The 21,974-nt window shown below is 34.5% G+C and carries 25 protein-coding genes; 12 read left to right on the top strand and 13 right to left on the bottom strand.

The features are described from left to right. Positions 1-53 precede the first annotated feature (53 nt). The 8 genes from CHB81_RS24250 to CHB81_RS24215 form a co-directional block, all read right to left on the bottom strand. On the bottom strand, positions 54-905 hold the full coding sequence (locus CHB81_RS24250; RefSeq protein WP_089354406.1) for a mechanosensitive ion channel family protein: 852 nt from the start codon (positions 903-905) through the stop codon (positions 54-56). 89 nt (positions 906-994) lie between these two features. Beyond that, positions 995-1,432 carry a thioesterase family protein gene (locus CHB81_RS24245; protein WP_089354405.1) on the bottom strand — a complete coding sequence of 146 codons (438 nt, stop codon included), beginning with the start codon at positions 1,430-1,432 and terminating at the stop codon, positions 995-997. A 71-nt stretch (positions 1,433-1,503) separates the two neighbouring features. Then, positions 1,504-2,094, bottom strand: coding sequence for a hypothetical protein (locus tag CHB81_RS24240; RefSeq protein WP_089354404.1), 591 nt, complete (start codon positions 2,092-2,094; stop codon positions 1,504-1,506). A gap of 450 nt (positions 2,095-2,544) precedes the next feature. Next, positions 2,545-3,774, bottom strand: a complete 1,230-nt coding sequence (locus tag CHB81_RS24235) for an RNA polymerase sigma factor (protein WP_089354403.1) — start codon at positions 3,772-3,774, stop codon at positions 2,545-2,547. 43 nt (positions 3,775-3,817) lie between these two features. Then, on the bottom strand, positions 3,818-4,168 hold the full coding sequence (locus CHB81_RS24230; protein ID WP_089354402.1) for a YciI family protein: 351 nt from the start codon (positions 4,166-4,168) through the stop codon (positions 3,818-3,820). A 38-nt stretch (positions 4,169-4,206) separates the two neighbouring features. Beyond that, positions 4,207-4,659, bottom strand: a complete 453-nt coding sequence (locus tag CHB81_RS24225) for a carboxymuconolactone decarboxylase family protein (protein WP_089354401.1) — start codon at positions 4,657-4,659, stop codon at positions 4,207-4,209. A 206-nt stretch (positions 4,660-4,865) separates the two neighbouring features. Beyond that, positions 4,866-6,134 carry a Na+/H+ antiporter gene (locus CHB81_RS24220; RefSeq protein ID WP_089354400.1) on the bottom strand — a complete coding sequence of 423 codons (1,269 nt, stop codon included), beginning with the start codon at positions 6,132-6,134 and terminating at the stop codon, positions 4,866-4,868. A gap of 113 nt (positions 6,135-6,247) precedes the next feature. Further along, on the bottom strand, positions 6,248-6,505 hold the full coding sequence (locus tag CHB81_RS24215) for a hypothetical protein (protein WP_089354399.1): 258 nt from the start codon (positions 6,503-6,505) through the stop codon (positions 6,248-6,250). Positions 6,506-7,173: 668 nt separating this feature from the next. On the opposite strand from CHB81_RS24215, the gene dnaK reads away from it, so the two are divergent. The 5 genes from dnaK to CHB81_RS24190 all read left to right on the top strand — a co-directional run bounded on the left by dnaK (position 7,174) and on the right by CHB81_RS24190 (position 12,267). Next, positions 7,174-9,057, top strand: a complete 1,884-nt coding sequence (dnaK, locus tag CHB81_RS24210) for a molecular chaperone DnaK (RefSeq protein ID WP_089354398.1) — start codon at positions 7,174-7,176, stop codon at positions 9,055-9,057. A gap of 204 nt (positions 9,058-9,261) precedes the next feature. Continuing rightward, complete coding sequence (locus CHB81_RS24205) at positions 9,262-9,816, top strand: helix-turn-helix domain-containing protein (RefSeq protein ID WP_056251057.1); 555 nt, start codon at positions 9,262-9,264, stop codon at positions 9,814-9,816. After that, a complete protein-coding gene (locus CHB81_RS24200) occupies positions 9,813-11,072 on the top strand; it encodes a site-specific integrase (RefSeq protein WP_089354397.1) in 1,260 nt (419 codons plus the stop codon). Before CHB81_RS24205 ends, CHB81_RS24200 begins: the two co-directional genes overlap by 4 nt. Continuing rightward, positions 11,069-11,818: a hypothetical protein gene (locus CHB81_RS24195; protein ID WP_089354396.1), complete on the top strand. Its 750-nt coding sequence runs from the start codon at positions 11,069-11,071 to the stop codon at positions 11,816-11,818. Before CHB81_RS24200 ends, CHB81_RS24195 begins: the two co-directional genes overlap by 4 nt. Before the next feature lie 107 nt (positions 11,819-11,925). After that, positions 11,926-12,267, top strand: a complete 342-nt coding sequence (locus CHB81_RS24190; RefSeq protein ID WP_089354395.1) for a helix-turn-helix domain-containing protein — start codon at positions 11,926-11,928, stop codon at positions 12,265-12,267. A 346-nt stretch (positions 12,268-12,613) separates the two neighbouring features. On the opposite strand, the gene hemA is transcribed toward CHB81_RS24190, so the two are convergent. The 5 genes from hemA to CHB81_RS24165 all read right to left on the bottom strand — a co-directional run bounded on the left by hemA (position 12,614) and on the right by CHB81_RS24165 (position 16,526). Continuing rightward, positions 12,614-13,918, bottom strand: a complete 1,305-nt coding sequence (gene hemA, locus CHB81_RS24185; RefSeq protein WP_089354394.1) for a glutamyl-tRNA reductase — start codon at positions 13,916-13,918, stop codon at positions 12,614-12,616. Between the two features lie 170 nt (positions 13,919-14,088). Beyond that, a complete protein-coding gene (locus tag CHB81_RS24180; protein ID WP_035688600.1) occupies positions 14,089-14,685 on the bottom strand; it encodes a hypothetical protein in 597 nt (198 codons plus the stop codon). 17 nt (positions 14,686-14,702) lie between these two features. After that, positions 14,703-15,137, bottom strand: a complete 435-nt coding sequence (locus tag CHB81_RS24175; protein ID WP_089354393.1) for a hypothetical protein — start codon at positions 15,135-15,137, stop codon at positions 14,703-14,705. Between the two features lie 133 nt (positions 15,138-15,270). Then, positions 15,271-16,110, bottom strand: coding sequence for a DUF5777 family beta-barrel protein (locus CHB81_RS24170; protein WP_089354392.1), 840 nt, complete (start codon positions 16,108-16,110; stop codon positions 15,271-15,273). Positions 16,111-16,127: 17 nt separating this feature from the next. Further along, a complete protein-coding gene (locus CHB81_RS24165) occupies positions 16,128-16,526 on the bottom strand; it encodes a hypothetical protein (RefSeq protein WP_089354391.1) in 399 nt (132 codons plus the stop codon). A gap of 165 nt (positions 16,527-16,691) precedes the next feature. Between CHB81_RS24165 and CHB81_RS24160 the strand changes: the two genes are divergently transcribed. From CHB81_RS24160 to CHB81_RS24130, 7 genes are all read left to right on the top strand, one after another. Then, entirely contained in the window at positions 16,692-17,060 is a 369-nt protein-coding gene (locus tag CHB81_RS24160) for a hypothetical protein (protein ID WP_035688608.1), read from the top strand. Positions 17,061-17,075: 15 nt separating this feature from the next. After that, a complete protein-coding gene (locus tag CHB81_RS24155) occupies positions 17,076-17,615 on the top strand; it encodes a YceI family protein (RefSeq protein ID WP_089354390.1) in 540 nt (179 codons plus the stop codon). A 47-nt stretch (positions 17,616-17,662) separates the two neighbouring features. Further along, positions 17,663-18,202 carry a YceI family protein gene (locus CHB81_RS24150; protein WP_089354389.1) on the top strand — a complete coding sequence of 180 codons (540 nt, stop codon included), beginning with the start codon at positions 17,663-17,665 and terminating at the stop codon, positions 18,200-18,202. A 10-nt stretch (positions 18,203-18,212) separates the two neighbouring features. Continuing rightward, the gene (locus CHB81_RS24145; RefSeq protein WP_089354388.1) at positions 18,213-19,079 is read left to right on the top strand and encodes a helix-turn-helix transcriptional regulator; all 867 of its coding nucleotides are present in this window, start codon (positions 18,213-18,215) and stop codon (positions 19,077-19,079) included. 68 nt (positions 19,080-19,147) lie between these two features. Continuing rightward, entirely contained in the window at positions 19,148-20,161 is a 1,014-nt protein-coding gene (hemH, locus tag CHB81_RS24140; protein WP_089354387.1) for a ferrochelatase, read from the top strand. Positions 20,162-20,517: 356 nt separating this feature from the next. Further along, positions 20,518-21,300, top strand: coding sequence for an AraC family transcriptional regulator (locus CHB81_RS24135; protein WP_089354386.1), 783 nt, complete (start codon positions 20,518-20,520; stop codon positions 21,298-21,300). Between the two features lie 158 nt (positions 21,301-21,458). Beyond that, positions 21,459-21,974 (top strand): IS1 family transposase (locus CHB81_RS24130; RefSeq protein WP_089354385.1); only part of this gene is annotated, 516 nt, incomplete at its 3' end.

Genomic DNA, 21,974 nt, shown 5'->3' with positions numbered 1-21,974 from the left:
ATTATCGCCGTTTTTTGTTTTTGTTTTACTTGAAAATCGTTTTTTAATTCTTTTTAAGAATCTGCTTTGTCGTTTTTGATTGTGATTACACGTTGAGGGTATGGAATATCGATTTTGGCCTCGTCAAAACGTTTTTTAATGCTTTGGAGTAAATCGCAATACATTACAAAACCATCTGTTGAATTTTTAGCCCAAGCCCAGGCTTTTAAATTAACACTTGAATCTGCAAGTGCGACTACTCTTGCTGTGACTAGTGGTGCTTTTTGTTTTTTACTTTCGGCATTTCGGGTATCGATAAAAAGTGGATGCTTGGCAATTTCGTCCTGCATGATTTCTAATGCTTTTTCGATATTAGATTCATAACCAATTCCAATTTCTATGATTTTGCAGCATTTTGTATCATGCATATTTGTGTTTACAATAATCTGATTGCTTATTACGGAATTTGGAATTATGATTCGGTTGTTTTCAGCATCTTTCAAAACAACTTGTCTTAAATTGATGTCTTCAACGGTACCCACAAAGTTGTTGATGGTGATTTTATCATTGATACGGAAGGGTTTAAAAATGACCAGAAAAATTCCGCTTACAATATTACTCAAAGCTTGTTGAGACGCTAAACCCGCTACTAACGAAATAACTCCGGCACCCGCCAAAAAGGAATGCCCAATAATTTTGAATTCAGGAATTTGTATTAATGCAAAGGCGAAACCTAAAATGTAAATTACCGTTATAACTAAATGCTTTAAAAATCTAAATCCTGTTGCATCATATTCTTTATCGGTTAATTTTCGATACAAAAAATAGCGAAGTACTTTATCTGTAACTGCGCCAAGAACGATTGTTACAAGTGCAATTATGGCAATAATGATAGCTATTCTAAAGTCTTTTATGTAATCGATCATATGTTTTGAATTTTAAAAAATCCAAAAAACATATTTTTTAAATTATAGTTTTTTGGATTTCATAAAGTTAAGAAAAATGAAGTTTGTTTTTATAGCCCAACAAAGTCATCACTTTTTGGGAATATGCTCAAAGCTTCAATAGCAATTTCTGGCGTTGGTGAAGCTAGTTTACGTAATTTGGTATCCATCCATGCACCGTCAACGGTAATTACTGCACAAAGTGTATCGTCTTCTCTTCTAAATTCGTGAATGATTGACCAGCGTGAAGCATCAGGTTTCATTTTTGAAGTTTTGGTATGAAGGAATATTTTGTCTGAAAGTTTCAGTTCTTTTCTAAAGATGCATTCTTCTCTAAATAAAACAGGTCCAAAACCTTGTGTTTGCATCACTTTTAATGTCAAGCCAAGTTCTTCGAGGATTTCGATACGATGCTGCGCACCAAAATCGTAATAAGCGCTATGACGAACGTGAAAATTTGGGTCAAGATCTGACCAGCGAAAAGAAATTTCTTTAATAAATGAAGCCATTTTTTTATTTTTTATAAAAATCGAAATTACGAATAAAAATATAAAAGCTGCTTTTTTAAAAAGTTAAAGTCTTAGTAATATTCATTTTCAAATGGAGCAAAGTCCTGTAGTTTTGGCAAGGGTCTTATGAGGATTTTTTTCTTGGTATTTGTTTTCGGAAAATTCTCTTCGCCATAAGGTTCTGTGGTTTTAATGCGGATTCCGGTTGAAAGATTAAAATCAATTGTCCCCATAGTTCCCTGTCCGTCAGAATATACTTCGGAGAAACCTATAAGTTCAAAATTTCCGTTCTGATATCTGAATTTGTGTTCAAAATTTCCACGAATAAGTTCATTTTGAATGCTTAAAATCCCTTTGATTACATCTATTTTATAAAAAGAGTTACCATTATAATAACCATTTCTTCCATCAGGATATTGAGCGTCAATTGCTTTAGTTGTGGATACAATTTTTTTGAAACTACCATTGGCTTCAGCAAAATAAATTTCGAGTTTATAAGGCGCAGTTTTACTTAAAGTATCTTGTAAAACCTGAACATAATCTACTAAACCATCTTTGTTGAGATCGCCTTTTACTTTTGTAATTGTTTTATTGAAATTGTCTTTTTGAGCGAAAAGAATTGCCGAAAAAAACAGAAAGAATAGGGTAATAAATTTAGTCATTATAAGTTTTCTTTAGATAATTGAAGGTTTGCAAGATTTGTTCCATCGGAACACTTCATTGGTAGAAAAAAAACGCATCGTGAGAAATATCGTCCCATTGGGACGTTTGAGAAATTGTATATTTGATCTGTATATGTTTTTATTTTTTATAAAATCAAACGTTCCTACGGAACGTTAAAAAAAGGCCGTATTTATTGGGTTACCGATGAGGTGTTCCGATGGAACAAAAAACAAATATAACCATGTCTTAGATAATGACCTTGAAATTTATTTATTTTCTAATAATCAAACTGATGTGATCTTGTTCTTAACAACATTGTTCTATTGGATTTTTTCTTAACTTATTGACATTAGGTACTAGCCCTGATGGAAGCGGTGTCCTTTTTATCCGCTTTTTTTGCGGATGAAAAGATATAGCGGACAGCAGGAAATAGTTCCTGAAAAATAGTATTATCTAATCAAATTAATGTTTTTGATTATTGTGGCTTTGTCAGCCGGAGAATTGGTGATTTGCAATGCTTTTTCGAAATTTCCGATGGCTTTTTTGTTGTCAATATCAGTATAAAGATTGCCTAATAAGGAGTAATAAAAAGGATTATTGGTCAGGTTTAGTTTTTCGGCTTCGATGATGGCTTCTTTTTTGCCATTGGTTTTGGCAAGGGCAAAAGTTCTGTTTAAAGCTGCGATAGGGGAATATTCTAAAATGAGCAAACGATTATAAAGCTGAAGTATATTTTGCCATTTTTCGGACGTGTCTTCTTTTTGTGTGTGCCAATAGGCGATACCGGCTTCAAGATGGTATTTTGAAAGGTTGGTTCCTGTTGATGCTTTAACTAAATAAAGTTGTCCTTTTTCTATTAATTCCTGATTCCAAAGTGTTTCGTCCTGATCCTGATACAGAATAGTTTCTCCATTTTCGTTGGTCCTGGCATCAAATCTAGAACTGTGAAAACACATTAGAGAAAGTAAAGCGTTTACGGCAGGTAAATTGGTTGTTGGATTTTCGATTAATAAAAAGGTTAATCGCATGGCTTCTGCACAAAGATCTTTTCGCAGAATCGTATTCTGTGAGGTGGAATAATAACCTTCGGAAAATAATAAATATAGCGTTGTCAGAACGGTTTCTAATCTATTGTTGATTTCAGAAATCGTTGGTTGTTCAATTTTTATATTGGCTTCTTTGAGTTTTTCTTTGGCGCGATTAATTCTTTTGTAAATGACTTCTTTATTGGTTAGAAAGCCGTCTGCAATTTCCTGAATTCCAAATCCGCAGAGTAAGTTTAAAGCTAATGCAATTTGTGCTTCGGTTGAATTTGCAGGATTACAAACTGTAAATATCATTGCCAATTGACTGTCATTTATGTTTTTAACAGACAAGTCAATTTCAATTTCTTCCGATTTATTTGCGGTATGTTTTATCTCGACAGAAAGTTTCTGCTCAAAAACGGAATTTCGTTTGAGATAATTTTTGGTTTTGTTTTTGGCAACAGTATATAGCCATGCGGTTGGGTTTTCTGGGATTCCTTTTACGCTCCATAATTCGGTTGCGGCAAGAAATGTATCGCTTGTAATGTCTTCGGCGATCTCGATATTATCGATTCCAAATAAATAACAGAGTACCGAAACTATTTTTCGGTACTCTGTTCTGAATAAATTGGGTAAAAGCTGGCTTTCTTCCATAGTTTTTATTAAAGTGCTATCAGGATAAAAGTTGATTTAGAATTTAATACGTTCCTGTAACAGCCATGCGTATTTCAACATTTCCGCCTAATTCAAGTATTGGGCATCCGTTTGCAATTGCAACAGCTTCGTCATAATCTGCGGCTTTGATCATGATTAATCCGCCAATTGCTTCTTTGATTTCGGCATAAGGTCCGTTGATTACATTTTTGTTTGTTGTAACGATTTTTCCTTCGCCATCCCAGCGTTGCAATGGTTTTGCCAGTTTATCCTGCGCTGCGATTCCGCCAAGCCAATCTTGCCATAATTTTAGTGAATCCTGCAATTCTTGTGGTGAAGGCTGTGTTTCTTTTGTGATATAATCTCTACGAAATATTAATACAAATTCGTTCATGATGCTATTTTTTTAAATGTTATAAATTTTGTTTTTAATTAACCAAATAATCCTACTTTGTAAGTTCCTGGTTCGTTTGGAAAAGCAAGATTAATACGGTTCCAGGTATTAATGCTTGTGATTGCTAAAGTTAAATCAATTAATTCTTGTTCTGAAAATTCTTTAGCAGTTTCATTGTAAACCGCATCTGTAACATCGCACGCTGTTAGAGCTTCTGCCCATGCAAATGCTGCTCTTTCGCGGTTGCTGTAGTATGAGGTTTCTCTCCATGCGCTTAATCCGTATAAACGTTGTTCGGTTTCGCCTTTGTGTCTTGCATCTTTATAATGCATGTCTAAGCAATATGCACATTTGTTGATTTGTGAAACTCTAAAAAGCACTAGTTCTATAAGTGATTGCTCTATTGGAGATTTTTTTAAATATGCGCCAACAGGATAAAGTGTTTTGATTGCGTCTTGTCCTTTTACGTGAATGTTAATTCGATTTTCCATTTTGTTTAAATTTAATGTTTATAAATGTTGTTATAATGGAATAACAATCGAAGTTTCAGAATTGGACAAATTATTTTACTTTTTTTAAAATTATTTTAGATTTTATTTCTAAAAGCTTGTTAGGTCTTGTAAATGTTGAGGTTTTTGTAAATGTTTTTTTTAAAAATTAAAGCCTAATGGAATAAATGGACGAAAGAAAAGATTCTTTATTCCGGTTTTGGATTACTCACGCCTGTTTTTTTGACAATCCAAGGGAGTGTAAGTCCTTGTCCTACGATTGTTAAGAGTACAACCATGACGGAAATAAATATTATCGAGTTTCTTTCCGGAAAAGGAGTTCCGTCCGGAAGAAATTTGGGTAAACCCAAAGCGATGGCTAGAGAAACAATACCGCGCATTCCTGACCAACTGATAATAAGACTGTTTTTGGTATCTAGTAAAGCATGTTCGCTAACTTTTCGCTTCTTTTTGTCATTGTTTTGAAATGCTTTTTGCAAATTTGTTTTTTGAAAAAATATCCTCACCATTCTCGTTAATAATGCAACTATGGTGATAATCGCTGCATAACCAATATAAGGCAGAATCATATCGTTATCTATATCTTTAAGAATATATCTGAAATTGAGTCCGATCAGGATAAAGATTAATCCGTTTAGGATAAAAATAATGACGTCCCAAAGGTTTTTTGAATTGTTTTTCAAGCTTTCCGGAAAGATTTTTTTACTGAAACGAGAAATAGCTAATCCTAAAAACACAACGGCAATTACGCCGGAAACATGTAAATGTTCTGCTATTAAATAGGTTACAAATGGCATTAATAACATAAAGCTAACAGTTACATTTATATTTTTGCGGACTTTTGTAAGGATGTAAGCTAAGATTTTGCCCATGACAAAACCTACTAAGAATCCGCCTCCTAATAAGAGTACGAATTGAAGTGTTGCTTTCCAGATTATAAAGGCTGATCCCATTACGGTCGCAACTGCAAAGCGATAGGCAACTAATGCTGAGGCATCGTTAATGAGGCTTTCGCCTTCGAGTATGGTTATTGTTTTTTCGGGTATTCCAAGGCCTTTTGTCACGCTTACTGCGGCAACGGCATCTGTAGCAGAAAGTATGGCTCCAAGTGTAAAGGATAAGGACCAGGTCATACCGGGAATCATATAATGTGAAACAACGGCAATCCAGAATGTGGTAAGAAAAACAAGTGGTATCGCTAATGTACTAATTGTGCTAAGATTGGTCTTAAAGTGTTTTGGCGAAATATTAAACGAAGCATCATATAATAATGGCGGCAGGAAAATCAGGAAAATGATTTCGGGATTAATTTCTATCTCTGTCATTGTGGGAATAAATCCAATTGCGATTCCAACGATTACAAGGAGAATCGGGTAGGGCAATTTGGCTTTATCAGCAAAAGCAGATAAACCGATTACAATGAAGAGTATAAAAATAATGATGCTGTAGTTTTCCATTTTTTGGATTTAGAAAAAAGCTAATTTACTTAATCCAGTTATCATTTTTGATTAATGACTTTACTGTGTTGTTTTACACCAAACCATTGTTGGTAAATTTTATTTTAATTATATTAAATATAACTAAAAATAAGTGAAATAAGAGGCAAAGCAATTATTCCTGCTGCAATATACCAAACTGAACGTTTCGAAATTCCACCAAAAATTATACAAATTCCAACGTGTATAAATAACATAAACCCAATCATGCTGTCTGGTAAATCAGAACTAAATCCTATAAATAGGTAAGTAATAAAAATGAAAATATTAATTAATAAAATAGCTAATGTCGACAATGTTTTTTTCGACTCGTTTTCATTTGAGTTTTCCATGTTCTTTGTTTAAATTTAAATTTTCTAGTTTGTACAAAATTACCTCTAACGTCCTGCTAATATGATATCTTTTATGATTTTTCTCCCTGTGTCATATTTTGATTTAATAGGAAAAGGAAGTTTTTTCATCATTTCGTCTTTCTTAAATCTGCCGCTTGGGTTATTTTTTTAATCTTGTTTTAGTTTTTCTATCATTTATTTAATTGCAAAATATTGATTTTACGTTTATGGACTTGGTGTTTTATTTAGGTTAAATTGCAGCTGGCTATTATAATAAACTTTATAAAATATAGGTTTTAATTAATTGCTAATTTATATATTTCAGTCTTTAATTTAAAATATTGAAGACATTAAAATATTAGATTAAGATAATTTTCTGATGAAACTGAGTGCCTAGCCCTGATGGGAGGGAAAATCCTTTTGTTCCGGTCCCGAGGCTTCGGGAGGAACAAAAGATTTGGAAGGACAGCAGGAAATAGCTCCTGATAATGACACGTAAAGTACTGATATGCCACGAATGTCAGTCTTAAAAAATGTCATGTTGTCAGATGATTAATGTCGTGCCAATATTAAAACTGACAATTTACTTTGGTTTTTTATATTGGCACAAAGATTGACTTATGCCACCTGAGTTATAAAATGTATATCAAAAATTAAATATATAAAAAATGGGTAAAATAATCGGAATTGACTTAGGTACGACGAACTCTTGTGTTTCTGTAATGGAAGGTAACGAAGCAGTTGTTATCCCTAACGCAGAAGGAAAAAGAACAACTCCATCTATCATCGCTTTTGTTGAAGGTGGCGAAATTAAAGTGGGTGATCCTGCTAAAAGACAAGCAGTAACGAATCCTACAAAAACGATTGCTTCTATTAAACGTTTTATGGGACACACTTTTGCTGAAACTCAAGAAGAGGCAAAAAGAGTTCCTTACAGTGTTGTAAAAGGTGACAACAATACTCCACGTGTGGATATTGATGGTCGTTTATACACTGCTCAAGAATTGTCAGCAATGACACTTCAAAAAATGAAAAAAACTGCTGAAGACTATTTAGGTCAAACTGTAACTGAAGCGGTTATTACTGTTCCTGCTTACTTTAACGATGCACAACGTCAGGCTACTAAAGAAGCTGGTGAAATTGCTGGTCTTAAAGTTATGCGTATCATCAATGAGCCAACTGCAGCTGCACTTGCTTACGGATTAGATAAAAAAGGAACTGATCAAAAAATTGCTGTTTACGATTTAGGTGGAGGTACTTTTGATATCTCTGTTCTTGAATTAGGAGACGGTGTATTTGAAGTATTATCTACAAATGGTGATACTCACTTAGGTGGAGATGATTTTGACCAGGTTATTATTGACTGGTTAGCTGACGAATTCAAATCTGAAGAAGGAATTGATTTACGTTTAGATCCAATGTCATTGCAACGTTTGAAAGAAGCTGCTGAGAAAGCTAAGATTGAATTATCATCTTCTGCTGAAACTGAAATCAACTTACCTTACGTAACTGCTACTGCTTCTGGACCAAAACACTTAGTGAAAAAATTAACTAGAGCTAAATTTGAGCAATTATCTGATACTTTAGTAAAACGTTCTATGGAGCCAGTTGCTAAAGCATTAAAAGATGCAGGTTTATCTACATCTGATATCGACGAAGTAATCCTTGTTGGAGGTTCTACTCGTATGCCAAGAATTGCTGACGAAGTTGAAAAATTCTTTGGTAAAAAAGCATCTAAAGGAGTTAATCCTGATGAAGTTGTTGCTATTGGAGCTGCTATTCAAGGTGGAGTTTTATCTGGAGATGTAAAAGATGTATTGTTACTTGACGTAACTCCTCTTTCTTTAGGTATCGAAACTATGGGTGGTGTAATGACTATCTTAATTGAGGCTAACACAACTATCCCAACTAAAAAATCTCAAGTATTCTCTACTGCTTCTGATTCTCAACCATCTGTTGAGCTTCACGTTTTACAAGGAGCTAGAGCAATGGCTGTTGATAATAAAACTATTGGTCGTTTCCACTTAGATGGTATTCCACCAGCACCAAGAGGAGTTCCTCAAATCGAAGTTGCTTTTGACATCGATGCTAATGGTATCATCAAAGTAACTGCTACTGACAAAGGAACAGGTAAATCTCATGATATTCGTATCGAAGCTTCTTCTGGATTAACTTCTGAAGAAATCGAGAAAATGAAGCAAGATGCTGAAGCTAATGCTGAATCTGATAAAATTGCAAGAGAAAGAGCTGAAAAATTGAACGAAGCTGACGGAATGATCTTCCAAACTGAGTCTCAATTGAAAGAGTTAGGAAGCAAATTAGCTGACGACCACAAAGTTGCTGTAGAGTACGCTTTAACTGAATTGAGAATGGCTCACCAATCTCAAGACATTCCAGCTATTCAAACTGCTCTTGACAACATCAATGCAGCTTGGAAAACAGCTACAGAAGCTATGTATGCTCAAGGTGAACAAGGTCAACAAGCAGCTCCACAACAAGAGCAATCGCAAGGTGACAATGTTGAAGACGTTGAATTCGAAGAAGTCAAATAAGTACTGATTAATATCAGTTAATAATAAGTGCTAAAGCGCTGTAAACGTAATGTTTACAGCGCTTTTTCTTTTTTATTCTTTTTTGTTTCTGCTGTTTTTTAATCATTTTTTATCATATATTTGTATCATATTTGTACCGGCACTTAAAAGGAGACAAAGTGGGACTTATGTACCCTTATGGTACCTTAATGGGAGACAAAGACTATGAAAAGATCTGATAAACAATGTCTTAATTGTGGGAAAGAATTCCTGCCTAAAACCGTGACTTCTGTTTACTGCTCGCATGTATGCAGTAAAAAAGCATACAAACAGAAGATGATACGGCTTAAAAAGGAAGTGGGGATCAAAGCGCTGGTAGATAAAATACCTCAGAACAGGGCATTTATTTCTGTCGCGGAAGCTGGCATGCTTTTTGGCATTCCCAATAAGTCCCTTTACCGGCTTGTCGGTCAGGGAAAAATTCCTTCAGTTAATCTGGGGACTCGCCTTATAAGAATAGACCGCAGAGTTATGGAAGAGATGTTCGGCCCTGCAAGCATCCTGCAGCAGGCTGAAAGCCCACCGAAGAAAAAATTATACAGCCTTGAAAAAGAGGACTGCTATTGCATCGGTGAAATAGCCCAGAGATTTCAGATATCTGAAGGTTCTGTCTACAGCCACATCAGGAAATATTCAATCCCGACCAGACAGATTGGAAAGCATGTATATGCCCCAAAAAGCGAAATTGACAACTTGTATAACGGAAATGATTTCATATGAAGCAATTAGCAAAAACCAAGGTGACTGTGCGCCTGCGAAAAGCAGAAGACCGAAAGGAATGGTATGTTTACATAGAAAGCTATCCTGTTGAGGTTTCCGGAAAGAAAACGCCACAGAGAATCCGTGAATATTTAAACAGAACCGTAAAAACCGTGGAGTGGGACAAGCAGAGAACCGCCCGTACAGATGCGCAGGGCATAAAATCCTATAAGCCCAGACGCAGCGATAACGGAATAATAATCACCAAAAGCGAAACCGACCGTGAAATTATGCTCTATGCTGACGCAGTGCGTAAAATCAGGCAGAAAGAATACGATAATACAGATCTGTACAGTGATGCTGAGAACCTGCTGGCTGAACAGAAAGAAAAAGCAAAAGAGGATTTTATCAAATACATTGCTGCTACGGCGGCTAAAAGACACGACCGAAGTTCAAAATCCATTATGATCAATTGGGAGCGGACCAGAGAGTTTTTAAAAAGCTATTCCAAAGGCAGGCTGATGTTTTCCCAGATTGACGGCCGAATGGCGGAAGATTTTAAGCTGTATCTGCTGGCTGCGCCGCTCGGAGGAGGCAAAAAAGGAATACTTTCCCGTAACACTGCAGCAAGGTATTTTTCCATATTTAAAGCCGCTTTGAAACAGGCTTTTATTGATGGATATCTAACCGTTGATTTATCTTCAAAAGTAAGAGGCATACCTGAGCAGGAATCAAGGCGCGAATATCTTACCATTAAAGAATTGAACGCGCTGGCCGAAACGCCCTGTGAAAAAGATGTCCTTAAAAGAGCCGCGCTTTTCTCAGCGCTTACCGGTCTGCGGCATTCCGACATTCAGAAGCTCCGCTGGAAAGAGATAAGCCTGGAAGACGGCAGGGCTAAGCTGCATTTCACGCAGAAAAAGACAAGGGGTGTCGAATATATGCCTATTTCCCAGCAGGCTTTAGATCTCTGCGGAGAACCGAGGCTTCCCGGGCAGCTTGTTTTTGAGGATCTGCCGGACCCGTCGTGGATTTCACGCCCTCTGAAAAAATGGGTTGAATCTGCAGAAATTAAAAAAAACATTACCTTCCACTGCTTCCGCCATACATTTGCAACGCTGCAGCTGTCCAGCGGTACAGACATCTATACGGTCAGCAAAATGCTGGGTCATACCAACGTAAAAACTACTCAAATCTACGCCAAAGTAATAGATGAGAAGAAAAACAGAGCTTCGCAGGCAATACAATTGGAATCTTTAAAGAAAAGAGCGCAATGAAAATAAAGTACTTCGAATATATCACAGTTTACCTGTCTGTTTTTTTAGTCTGCGTCTTTGTCGGTGTAATCGGAAGACTGGTGCTACTGGAAAAAGGTGCCGATGAATATACGGCCGGCGTTTTCTTTTGGATCAGCACTGGATTTGGAGTTTTAATGTTTGCAATTCTAAGTTTATTTCTAAACGATTTGGCTGAGAGATTGGTGAATCGTTTTTTGAAGGCAAAAAAAAATGAATCGCCTGAAAGCCGCATTCCAAATGAAAACCTTAAAAAAATAGAAGAGGAGTTGCAGGATGCTTTAATTAAGCCCGAAATGCCTGAAAATAGAAATGCAGCCATCGATATTCAGCAGTTAAGGGAGCAGCAGCAAAATACAATCAAAAATCAAAAACAAGCCAGAATTGATATTACCATCCGTTATGCACGGCAGGAGTTTGCGCTGTACTTGTCGGATGATGATTTGAAGCAATTGGGCAGGAATATAATCATATATGCTGAAGGCATAAATTTTGAAAAGATTAAACCGGTAAAAGTTAAAGATCTGTCCAATCTGGATCTGTATCATTTTGGCTGGAATATCTGGAATTGTTTTAAAGTCAGCAGACAAGACGGAGCCGCACAATTTTTAAAGCTGACTTTTGCTGACGCTTTAAAAGATGTTGAAGAGAAAAGCATTAAAACGCATCTCAAAGATGATGAACAGAAAGGTCTTATAAAGATTATGGAAGATTTTACTGGTTTTTAAATGCCAATAACTATAAAGCACTGTGTTTTTCAAGTGTTTTTGCTGTGAAGAAGGACACAGCAGAAACACTTTTTTCATTTGCACCATAACTGTTAAAAACGATAGCTATGGACACAAACGAAATCTCTTTTGAGAACCTGCCCAAAGCAGTAGCACACTTAGTGAAAGAAATTGCCGAGATTAAACTTATGATTCAGAATGTACAGGTATATGAATCGAAAGAAAAAAGTATTCCTATTGGTATTGAAGAAGTAAGCCGACTAATAGGGAAAGCAAAGCCTACAATTTACGCTCTTGTAAGGCAGAGAAAAATACCTTGCTATAAATATGGTAAAAAACTGTATTTTTTTGAAGAAGAACTTTTAGAATGGATCTCTAAAGGGAAAAAGAAAACAATACAGGAAATCGAATCAGAAGTATTGAAATATAATCATAATCGAAATAAATAGATGGATAATAGCCCGTAAGAATACTTATGTCACTCTAGTAGATCATCAAAAAGCATTTAATACAAAGCAATATGTTATCTGTAAATGAATTTGAACAAAAAAATCCTGAAAAATCTAAATTTTTCAGGATTTTACTTTTTATAGTGATCTCTACTGGACAAATTTCTATAAATTTTATGGAAGATTTGAAAAGATTGGCTTACTACTAATTTGGTTTGGATGTCCTGTTGAGGATTGAACTTTTATACATCAATAGTTATTTACAGCAAGTTTCAGGATCAAATTTGCTAACTTATTTGGGTATTTCTGATACAGTGCGAAAATTGTTTGCAAAAGCTAATAACGTCTATGAAAGATTGATCTTATATGTTTTTTCAATTTGAGAAGAAGCGTGTGTCGGTGAAAGCTGTCCAATTTGAAATACTTTTTCAATAAAGTCAATACTTTCATCCACGCAAGTATTTTCATTTTTCAAGTGGCTTGCAAAGTGGTTTGTTATTTTTTGAATAATCCTGGCGCTGATTAAATCAACCTGAGCGACATCAAAATTGCTTGTTTTCTTTCTCTGAAAAGCCAATTCACTTGCCGCAATATCATTTAGTTTAGCTTTTAACGCATGGATAGTTGGCGCATATTTTCGACTATTTATCCATGTATTGAATTCTAATTTCATATCCTCAATAATAGCTTCTGCAGCAGGAATATGTTGCTTTCTTCTCTCAAGCGTATCATCTGTAACCTGAGACAAATAATCGAGATGTATTAAAGTTATTCCTGGAATTTGCGCTACATCTGGATTTACATTTCGTGGAATCGATAAGTCTAAAATCAGTAAGGGTTTCTTTCTGTTAAGTAGTGCTTTGTCTATAGTTGGATTTTGTGCACCTGTTGCGACTATGAGCACATCTGTCTGTTTTATTTCTTCTTGTAAATTCAGAAAATCCTTTACAATAACGTTTAGTTTTCCAGCTAATTCTATGGCCTTGTTCTTTGTTCTGTTTATAAGGGTAATATGGGTATTCTTTGTATGTTTTACTAAATTTCCGCACGTATTCCTGCCAATTTTCCCTGTTCCGAATAGTAAGATATTTTTATTTCTAATATCTTCTACATTTCTGATAATATATTGAACAGCTGCAAATGAAACAGATGTGGCACCCGATGAAATTTCAGTATCTGTTTTGACTTTTTTGCTAGCCTGTATAACCGCGTTTATTAAACGATCCAGGAATGTATTGATTAAGTCCTCGCGTTTGCTATTATTAAAAGCGATTTTAATTTGACTAACGATTTCAAAATCACCTAAAATCTGGCTATCCAACCCTGTTCCAACTCGAAACATATGGTTCACAGCTTCCTGATTCTTGTATATATAAGCAACTTGCTGAAATTCTTCTACCGAACCTTTGCTGTTCTCACAAAGTAGTTTGATTAATTCATATGGATGATTGGCAAAACCATATATTTCGGTTCTGTTACAAGTAGAAGTGACAATTAATGATTTGATCCCTTCTGCCTTTGCTTGCAGCAAAACATCAGATTGTGCTTTACTATCCAAACTAAACTTCCCTCTAATTGTTGCATCTGCTTTTTTATAACTTAAGCCTAAAGCATAAAAAGTGGTATTTTTGGACATGCTATATTTTTCCATATTATCCTTTTCTTAAAGTTCAAAAAATTATTAATAGGTTATTGTAAAGAACACGCTGAAACTTCCTTTAATCCTTAAGAATAATGGATTCACACATAATTGCATTATAAGTTGCCAGCAGGATTTAAATATAAAACGCTACCTGAAAAACAGGTAGCGTTTAAGAGAAATTATTTTTGAACTATTGGAGTTCTAAGTGATTCTAAGACCGCAACAATATCTGTATAAAGCTCTGTATTTGAAGCCACACCATTTGCATTTGCAGCTGCTCCTACATATCCTTCAAATTTTGTATAATCCGCAGTACTTGATTTTGTCCCCATACGAGGATTTTTCGCAGGATCGTGCGCAGCTACCATATTCAAACCAGAATAGGTATTTACGGCATTTGTACCACCAGTGTTAAACGAAAAGAAATCAGTCAGATTGTCTGATAGTTTAGCAATATTTGTAGACTGGGTAGTTCCTGTTTCGGCTAATACCGGGGCAAAATGCGCTTGTAGATTCCCCGCTGCATTCGACTGAACATCGGCAACAATTAATCCTATAGTTGAATTTACCACCTTGCGGAAACTCAAACGCCCCTGCTCAATCATTTGGCCAGCGTTATCTGGATCTGAAACCATTTTAGTTCCCCCTAATCTTTCGTAAATAGATGCCTTTACAGGAGGAGTTACCGGGGCGTCATCATCATTACTACTGCACGAAGCCAGGGTTGCAGAAGCTGCGAGTAATACACTAAGTGTAATTTTGGAATAAATTTTCATAATAAAAATATTAAAGGTTAATTAAAAAAACGGTTTAGTTTTTGAGACAATCTGTAGCTCAAACTATTTTGATTCACTGGACAAACTTCTTTGTCAGCCAAATTTTCTGGTAAAATATAACGCTGAGCATCATAATGTCCTATGGCTATCAACTGGTCAAATACTTTTTTAGAGTTCGTGATCTTGTTGTTATGAAAGTAAACAACCACATTTCTTTTTACGATTATAGAATCAGAGGTTAATCCCTTGATAGATCTCAAGTCTGAACATATTTGTTTGGCTTGCACCGAATCTATATTTGTTTTAAAATCGATTCGGCTTACCTGCAGATTTGGGCTTTCATAAACAGCAGGCTTAGCGGTAATAATGTGGAATAGAAAAATGGCAAAAAATAGTACCAAAATGATCAATCCCGTCCAAAGGCCTTTTTTAATAAATTTGTTAATTTTCATAAAGCTGATTTTTAAAATGATTTTAGGTTTTCTAGATCATATACGAACCCTTTTTTGGCTTGGTTTTATTTAAATCGATAAAATAGTAGTTTAGATTTATTTTAAATAACAACACGCTGAATTACAGAGTATTTTAGAAAACTCTCGCCAAATTAAACCCAAAGAAAATATCGCCCTTGGTCCAGTCTCCCGTAGTTCTTCCAAGATATCCGGCTTCATCAATGGCTTGAGAACTGGTAAAATGCATTTGAAAAACGTGTCCGCCGGTTTCCAGGTCAAAACCAATGGATAATGGATTTTTATAAATAGAATTTGACGCCCTGTTTAAGTGTGCCGCATAATCCATATTCAATGACCAGCGTTTTGCAAACTTGTATCTACCACCAAAGCCAATGGCATATTGTGAATTGCTCTGTTCGGGGTCGAGCACAAAATTTTCATGGAAAAATGATGGAACTATTTCTAAAGATAATTTTTCAGAGAATTTTCTGGAAATTAAAAGCTGGGCTACATAGGTGAGCCTATTTTTAAATTCAAGTTTAGGATATAGACTTTCCTTTAGCGTGTTGTTGATAGACAAACTATTAAACCCTGCAATAGTCACCGGAAATCCGCCTTTTATTTGCGGCAATAACATATATTTTGTTGCAAAGTCATAAGCAAATTCACTTCTGGCGGCACTTATATTAATCCCCGGGGTCAATCCGTATATAAATTTTATTTGTGTGTTGGCGTTATCCAGTCCATAGAATCCCTCAAAGCCGTCTTTTATAGAACCAAATCGGTGTGCTACAACAAAATACAAATCTCCTTTTGCCGCCAGTTTTGTCGATTCGAGATTGACAATCTTCAGGGCTTTAAATGCAGATGCCACCTTTTCTTTTGTGATTGGCGCTTCAACTCCGGATAATAGGTCGTCTTGCGAATAGGTTAGTAATGGAAATAAAAACAATAATAGAAAGAGCTTTTTCATGTGGTTAATTTTAATTGTTATTTGTTTTGGTGTATAAGGGAGGATTGATCTATTTTAAATTCTTGTAAGAGCTCATCATATCCTAAAAACCGTCCTTTAATTTTTAGCATTCTGCCAATTGCAATGTCTTTGGGCAAACTGTCTTTGAAGGTTGCAAATATCTTTTCGTCAATAACGATTCCCTTACTCGCGGGTTCAACAGCTGTTACAATTGCAGTTACTTCAATTGTTTTGTCCTGGTATTTGACAGTAGCAAGGCTGTCATTGAAAGTAAATTCTTTTTCGAGTCCTTTAACCGTTACAGTATAATCTGCAGTTTCTGATTCGATATTCCTATGACCTTTGTAACTGTAGAGGTAAATTGAGATCCCGGTTATCAGGAAGAGAGGAATAATAATAAGTATTTTTTTTCTCATGGCTGGTTTTTAGTATTTGGATTATCTACGTTAAAAAATACCTATTGGATTTAAATGATCAAATATGACTGTTATTAAATCTGTATGATCCATTTCACCGTATATGATTTCAAAATGCTTTAAATATTAAAATCATTAGCCTTTCTAAAACTAAAAACCAATCCCATGAATTTAAAAACTCGTTTGCTTATTCCATCATTTGCTTTACTACTAGTAAGTTGTACAGATGATAATCCCAGTACTTTAATTGACACTCCACCAATTACCGGCGTTGCCACATACAATCAGAATGTGAAATCCATCATTGATAATAATTGTGTTGTCTGCCATGCAGCTGTTCCCAAAAATGGGGCACCTATGTCCCTGGTTACTTATGACCAGGTTAAAAATGCGGTCTTAAATCGCGGGCTGCTCAACCGGATTTCTTTAGAAAATGGAAATAGTTCATTAATGCCACAGGGAGGGCCAAGATTGCCTCAAACCACAATTGATGTTATTAAAAAATGGGAACAAGATGGATTATTAGAGCAATAATCCATAGTAAAAAACATGAAAAAAATCATAGTAATGCCAATGCTATTGGCTTCGTTCCTTGTTTTTTCGCAGGAAAAAATATTAACTAAATCATCAACAATCACTTTTGAAGCTTCGGTCCCGTCTTTTCAGCCGGTTTTAGGAACCAATACCAATGTAACTTTTGTTTTAAATCCGTCAACAGGTGAAATTGCATCCTTAGCCCTGATAAAAGGATTTCAGTTTGAAATGCCTTTGATGGTAGAACATTTCAATGAAAATTACATGGAGACCGATAAATATCCAAAAGCTATTTTTAGAGGAAAAATAGAAAAGTTTGATTTGAATAATTTAACTGAAGATTATAAAGATTACCTAATAAAAGGAAATTTAGAACTTCATGGGAAATCAAGAGATATAAATGCCAGTGCAAAAATCACAAGGACAGGTTCCCGAATTACCATTATTTCAGATTTTGCTGTTAATGCTAGTGATTTTGGCATTCCAATTCCATCGCTTATCAAGTATAAACTTGATGATAGAGTAAAAGTTCAAATTATTGCTGTTTTAAAATAAGGAAAACCAAAAAAGATTTTTAAACTAACATAATATAAAAGAAAACCATGAAAAAAAATATACTCTTTGCAATGCTTTATGTTTGCGCTATTGGTCTCGCGCAAGAAAAAATGATCAGTAAAGCAGGTAAAATAACTTTTGAAGCATCTGTAGCTTCTTTTGAAGAAGTAAAGGCAATGAATACTAACGTCACTTTTGTCTTAAATCCTAAAACAGGGGAAATTGCAGCTTTAGCCCTAATGAAAGGATTTCGCTTTAAAGTAGCCTTAATGGAAGAACATTTTAATGAAAATTATATGGAGAGCGATCAGTATCCAAAAGCAACATTCAAAGGAAAAATAGAGGCCTTTGACCTGGATAACCTTAGCGCAAATCCTAAAGATTTTATCATAAAAGGTAAATTAGAACTTCACGGAAAATTGAAAGACATAAACATCCAGGCAAAGGTAAGCAAGTCAATATCAGGAATTAGTATTCTATCAAATTTTACCGTAATAGCCAGTGATTTTAATATAGAAATTCCAAGTCTGGTTAAAGGTAAGCTATCCAATAAGGTTAACATCTTAATCGATGCAGTTTTAAAATAAAAGATCTAAGATGAAAGAAGAAATAAAAGTTGAAGAGGACTTTACTATTGTCTGTTTTCAGAATGACAGTTCAGAACCTTTTTTTACGCGCTGTCAATTAAACAGTGCTCTAATACAGTTTCATTTCGTACTGAAGGGTAATGCCAAATTTTCGTCCAATGATGTTAATTATGATTTGGAATTGAATGAAGAAAAATCATTGCTGTTGTACAATGCACAATGGGATTTGCCAGTTCATTTAGAGCTTTCTCCAAATTCGTGGGTCATTTCTGTTATTGTTTCGATTAACAAATTTCATGCGCTGTTTTCTGTTGACACAAGTTTAATTACTTTTTTAAGTCCTGAGAATAAAGTTAAAAATTATTACAAAAAAGCAAATATCAGTCCGTCAATGGCAATTGTTTTAAGTCAGCTTTTTCATTATAACCTTCATCCCTCTATAAAAAAACTTTATTATAAAGGAAAAGGATATGAATTGCTAAGTCTGTATTTTAACCGAAACGAAGATCCAAATGCAGAACAATGTCCATTTTTGATTGATGGCGATAATGTTTTAAAAATAAGAAAAGCAAAAGAAATCATTATTGAGAATATGGCTGAACCACCTGGTTTACAGGAATTGGCTGATGAAATTGGCCTGAATTTGAAGAAACTAAAAATGGGTTTCAAACAAATTTATGGCGATACTGTATATGGCTTTCTATTTGATTATAAAATGGATTTCGCCAGAAAGCTACTGGATAGTGGCTCTTATAACGTAAATGAAGTGGGCTTGAAGATAGGTTACAGTACCGGAAGCCACTTCATTGCGGGATTCAAGAAAAAATTTGCCACAACTCCGAAAAAATATCTGATGTCGATTAATACGAATTTTTAAAAAACATCGGTTATTATAGATTAAAGCAAAATGCTTAAAGCCCAGTGCTTAAAACTTAAAGAAAAATAATGAAAGGAGTATTATTAGTAAATTTAGGATCACCGGAAAGTCCAACACCAAAAGATGTAAAACCGTATTTAGACGAATTTTTAATGGATAAATACGTGATCGATGTTCCGTATTTGTTGAGAGCTTTTTTAGTTCGTGGTATTATCCTAAGAAAAAGACCGGAAGAATCAGCACATGCCTATGCTAAAATCTGGTGGGATGAAGGTTCTCCGTTAGTGGTGCTGTCTGAAAGAATGCAGAAAAAAGTACAGCCTTTGGTAAATGTTCCGGTTTCTTTGGCAATGCGTTACGGAACTATGACTATCGAAAAAGGACTGCAAGAATTGCACGATAAAGGAGTTACCGAAGTGATGCTTTTCCCACTTTATCCGCAATATGCAATGGCTTCGACTTTAACCATTTTAGTTAAAGTGGAAGAAATCCGCAAGAAGAAATTCCCACACATGACCTTTACTGATGTTCCTGCGTTTTACAACAAACCAGATTACATCAAGAATTTAGCCGATTCGATTCAGAAACACTTAGTTGGTTTTGATTACGATCATTTATTATTCTCGTATCACGGAATTCCGGAGCGTCATATTCGAAAAACAGATGTAACCAAATCACATTGTAAAATTGATGGTTCTTGTTGTAACACGCCTTCGGCGGCACACGATTTCTGTTATCGTCATCAATGTTATGAAACTACAAGACAAGTTGTAAAACTACTAGGACTGCCTGCTGATAAATACAGTTTGACTTTTCAATCGCGTTTAACGGGGGATAAATGGCTAGAGCCTTATACTGATGTTGAAATTGATAAAATGCCAGCAAAAGGAATTAAGAAATTAGCAGTTGTAACACCAGCTTTCGTATCGGATTGTTTAGAAACTCTGGAAGAAATCGCCATGCGTGCCAAAGAAGATTTTGAAGCACAAGGAGGTGAGGAATTCTTAGCGGTTCCGTGTTTGAATGATGATGATAAATGGAGTCACACAGTGAGTAATTGGATTAATGATTGGGCTAAATAAGTCTAAATTAATAGCATAGAATATTACATTTACTATTTGTAGTTTTTTTAAATCACTACATTCATATCACTCTATTTGTATTAGTTTAGTACGCTAAATAACTTTAAATTTGGAAGATTTGAATTAAGTTTACCTCGTTAATCACTTTTGATTATTAATTTATTTAATTAAATACAAGGAGTAAAAAAATAGATTTTTTCCTGTTTTAGATTATCTAATTTTTTTGCTTAATCCTGGAAGAATAGTTAGTAATCAGGACACTTGTTTATCGCACTTATTTTTATTATTTTTAATAAGTATTTAAGATTATATTTCTCAGCTGATTATATATTTGCTAAATATTAGATTAAAAAAATATGGGATATGAAAAGTTAACATTAAAAGAAAGGCAATTTTATTTAGCAAAATTTGAAGGGATTTTAGCTTCTAAAAAATTATTTCTAAAAAAAGATTTTTCTCTCCCTGAACTTGCCTCGGAAAGTGATATCCCACTTCATATTATTTCGTATTTAATTAATTCGGAAATTAAACTTCATTTCAAAGATTATATAAATTTGATGAGAATTGAATATTTCAAAGAAAAAATTAATTGTACTCAATGGAATGATTTAACACTTGAAAAAATGATTTTGGCTTCAGGTTTTAAGTCAAGAACGACCTGTTATAGAGCATTTTTAAAACATGTTGGAATAACCCCATTAAAATATTTAGAATCTAAGAAGATAGCATTTAATCATCAAAAAACTTCAGAAATATTTTTTTTAAACGTTCCCAGTACAATTTATTATAGATATTTGGAAAAACTAGAGAGTACTATAACTTCAAAAAAACTCTTTTTAAAAAATGATTTTACCTTACCAAATCTTGCAGAGGAAACGGGCATTCAACTCTCTACTCTTTCTTATTTGATTAATTCAGGAATTAACAGTCGCTTTAATGATTATATAAACTTGAAAAGAATCGAATATTTTAAGGAAAAAATAACGGAGCCTGAGTGGAAAGGCTTTACAATTGATGAGATGGGTAAAGCTTCTGGATTTAGATCTCGTACTACATGTTATAGAGCATTTTTAAAACATATAGGTATGACTCCATATGAGTATGTGAAGGGACAAAAAGAGGGTAGTGTATTAGATTAGGTGTTTTTACATATTAGCAATTTAACTACCTGAAAGAGAATACAGATTTGTAATTTTTGAATAGTAAAAGAGACGACCATCAGGTCGTCTCTTCTGTTTTTAATATTTTAAAAAGTCTTAAAATGCTTTTGTTGTACCTTAGTGTATCAAATTAGGTCATGAAAATAAAATGTAGTTTTTGCAATGGTAAATGCATAAAGAATGGATTTCAATCCAACGGAAACCAAAGATATAAATGCTGTGTGTGTCAAAAGCGACAACAGTCTGACTATGGTTATAATGCATACAAAAGTAATATCAATCAAAATATAATTTTGTTCACCAAAGAAGGTTTAGGGATAAGAAGTACTGCACGATTATTAAAAATTTCAACGACAACATTGTTGAAAAGAATTTTGTTAATTGCCGGAAAAATTAATCAACCTATTACAAGCAAAGGTAAAACTTATGAAGTTGATGAAATGTGTACTTATATTAGCCATAAGCGAAATTTTATCTGGCTGGTTTATGCATTGGACAAGAATTCTAAAACAGTTGTGAGTTTTAATGTTGGCAAACGAACCAACAAAACTCTAAGCCGAGTTCTGGATACTTTAAAACTATCCGAAGCTAAAAAGATATTTACGGACAGACTTAAAAATTACAGGTATCTGATTGATGAGAAACTACATTCG

The organism is Flavobacterium sp. ov086 (assembly GCF_900187965.1).
GTDB lineage: Bacteria > Bacteroidota > Bacteroidia > Flavobacteriales > Flavobacteriaceae > Flavobacterium.
The sequence above is the reverse complement of the archived record's forward strand: the minus strand, read 5'-3'. Positions and strand labels throughout refer to the sequence as shown.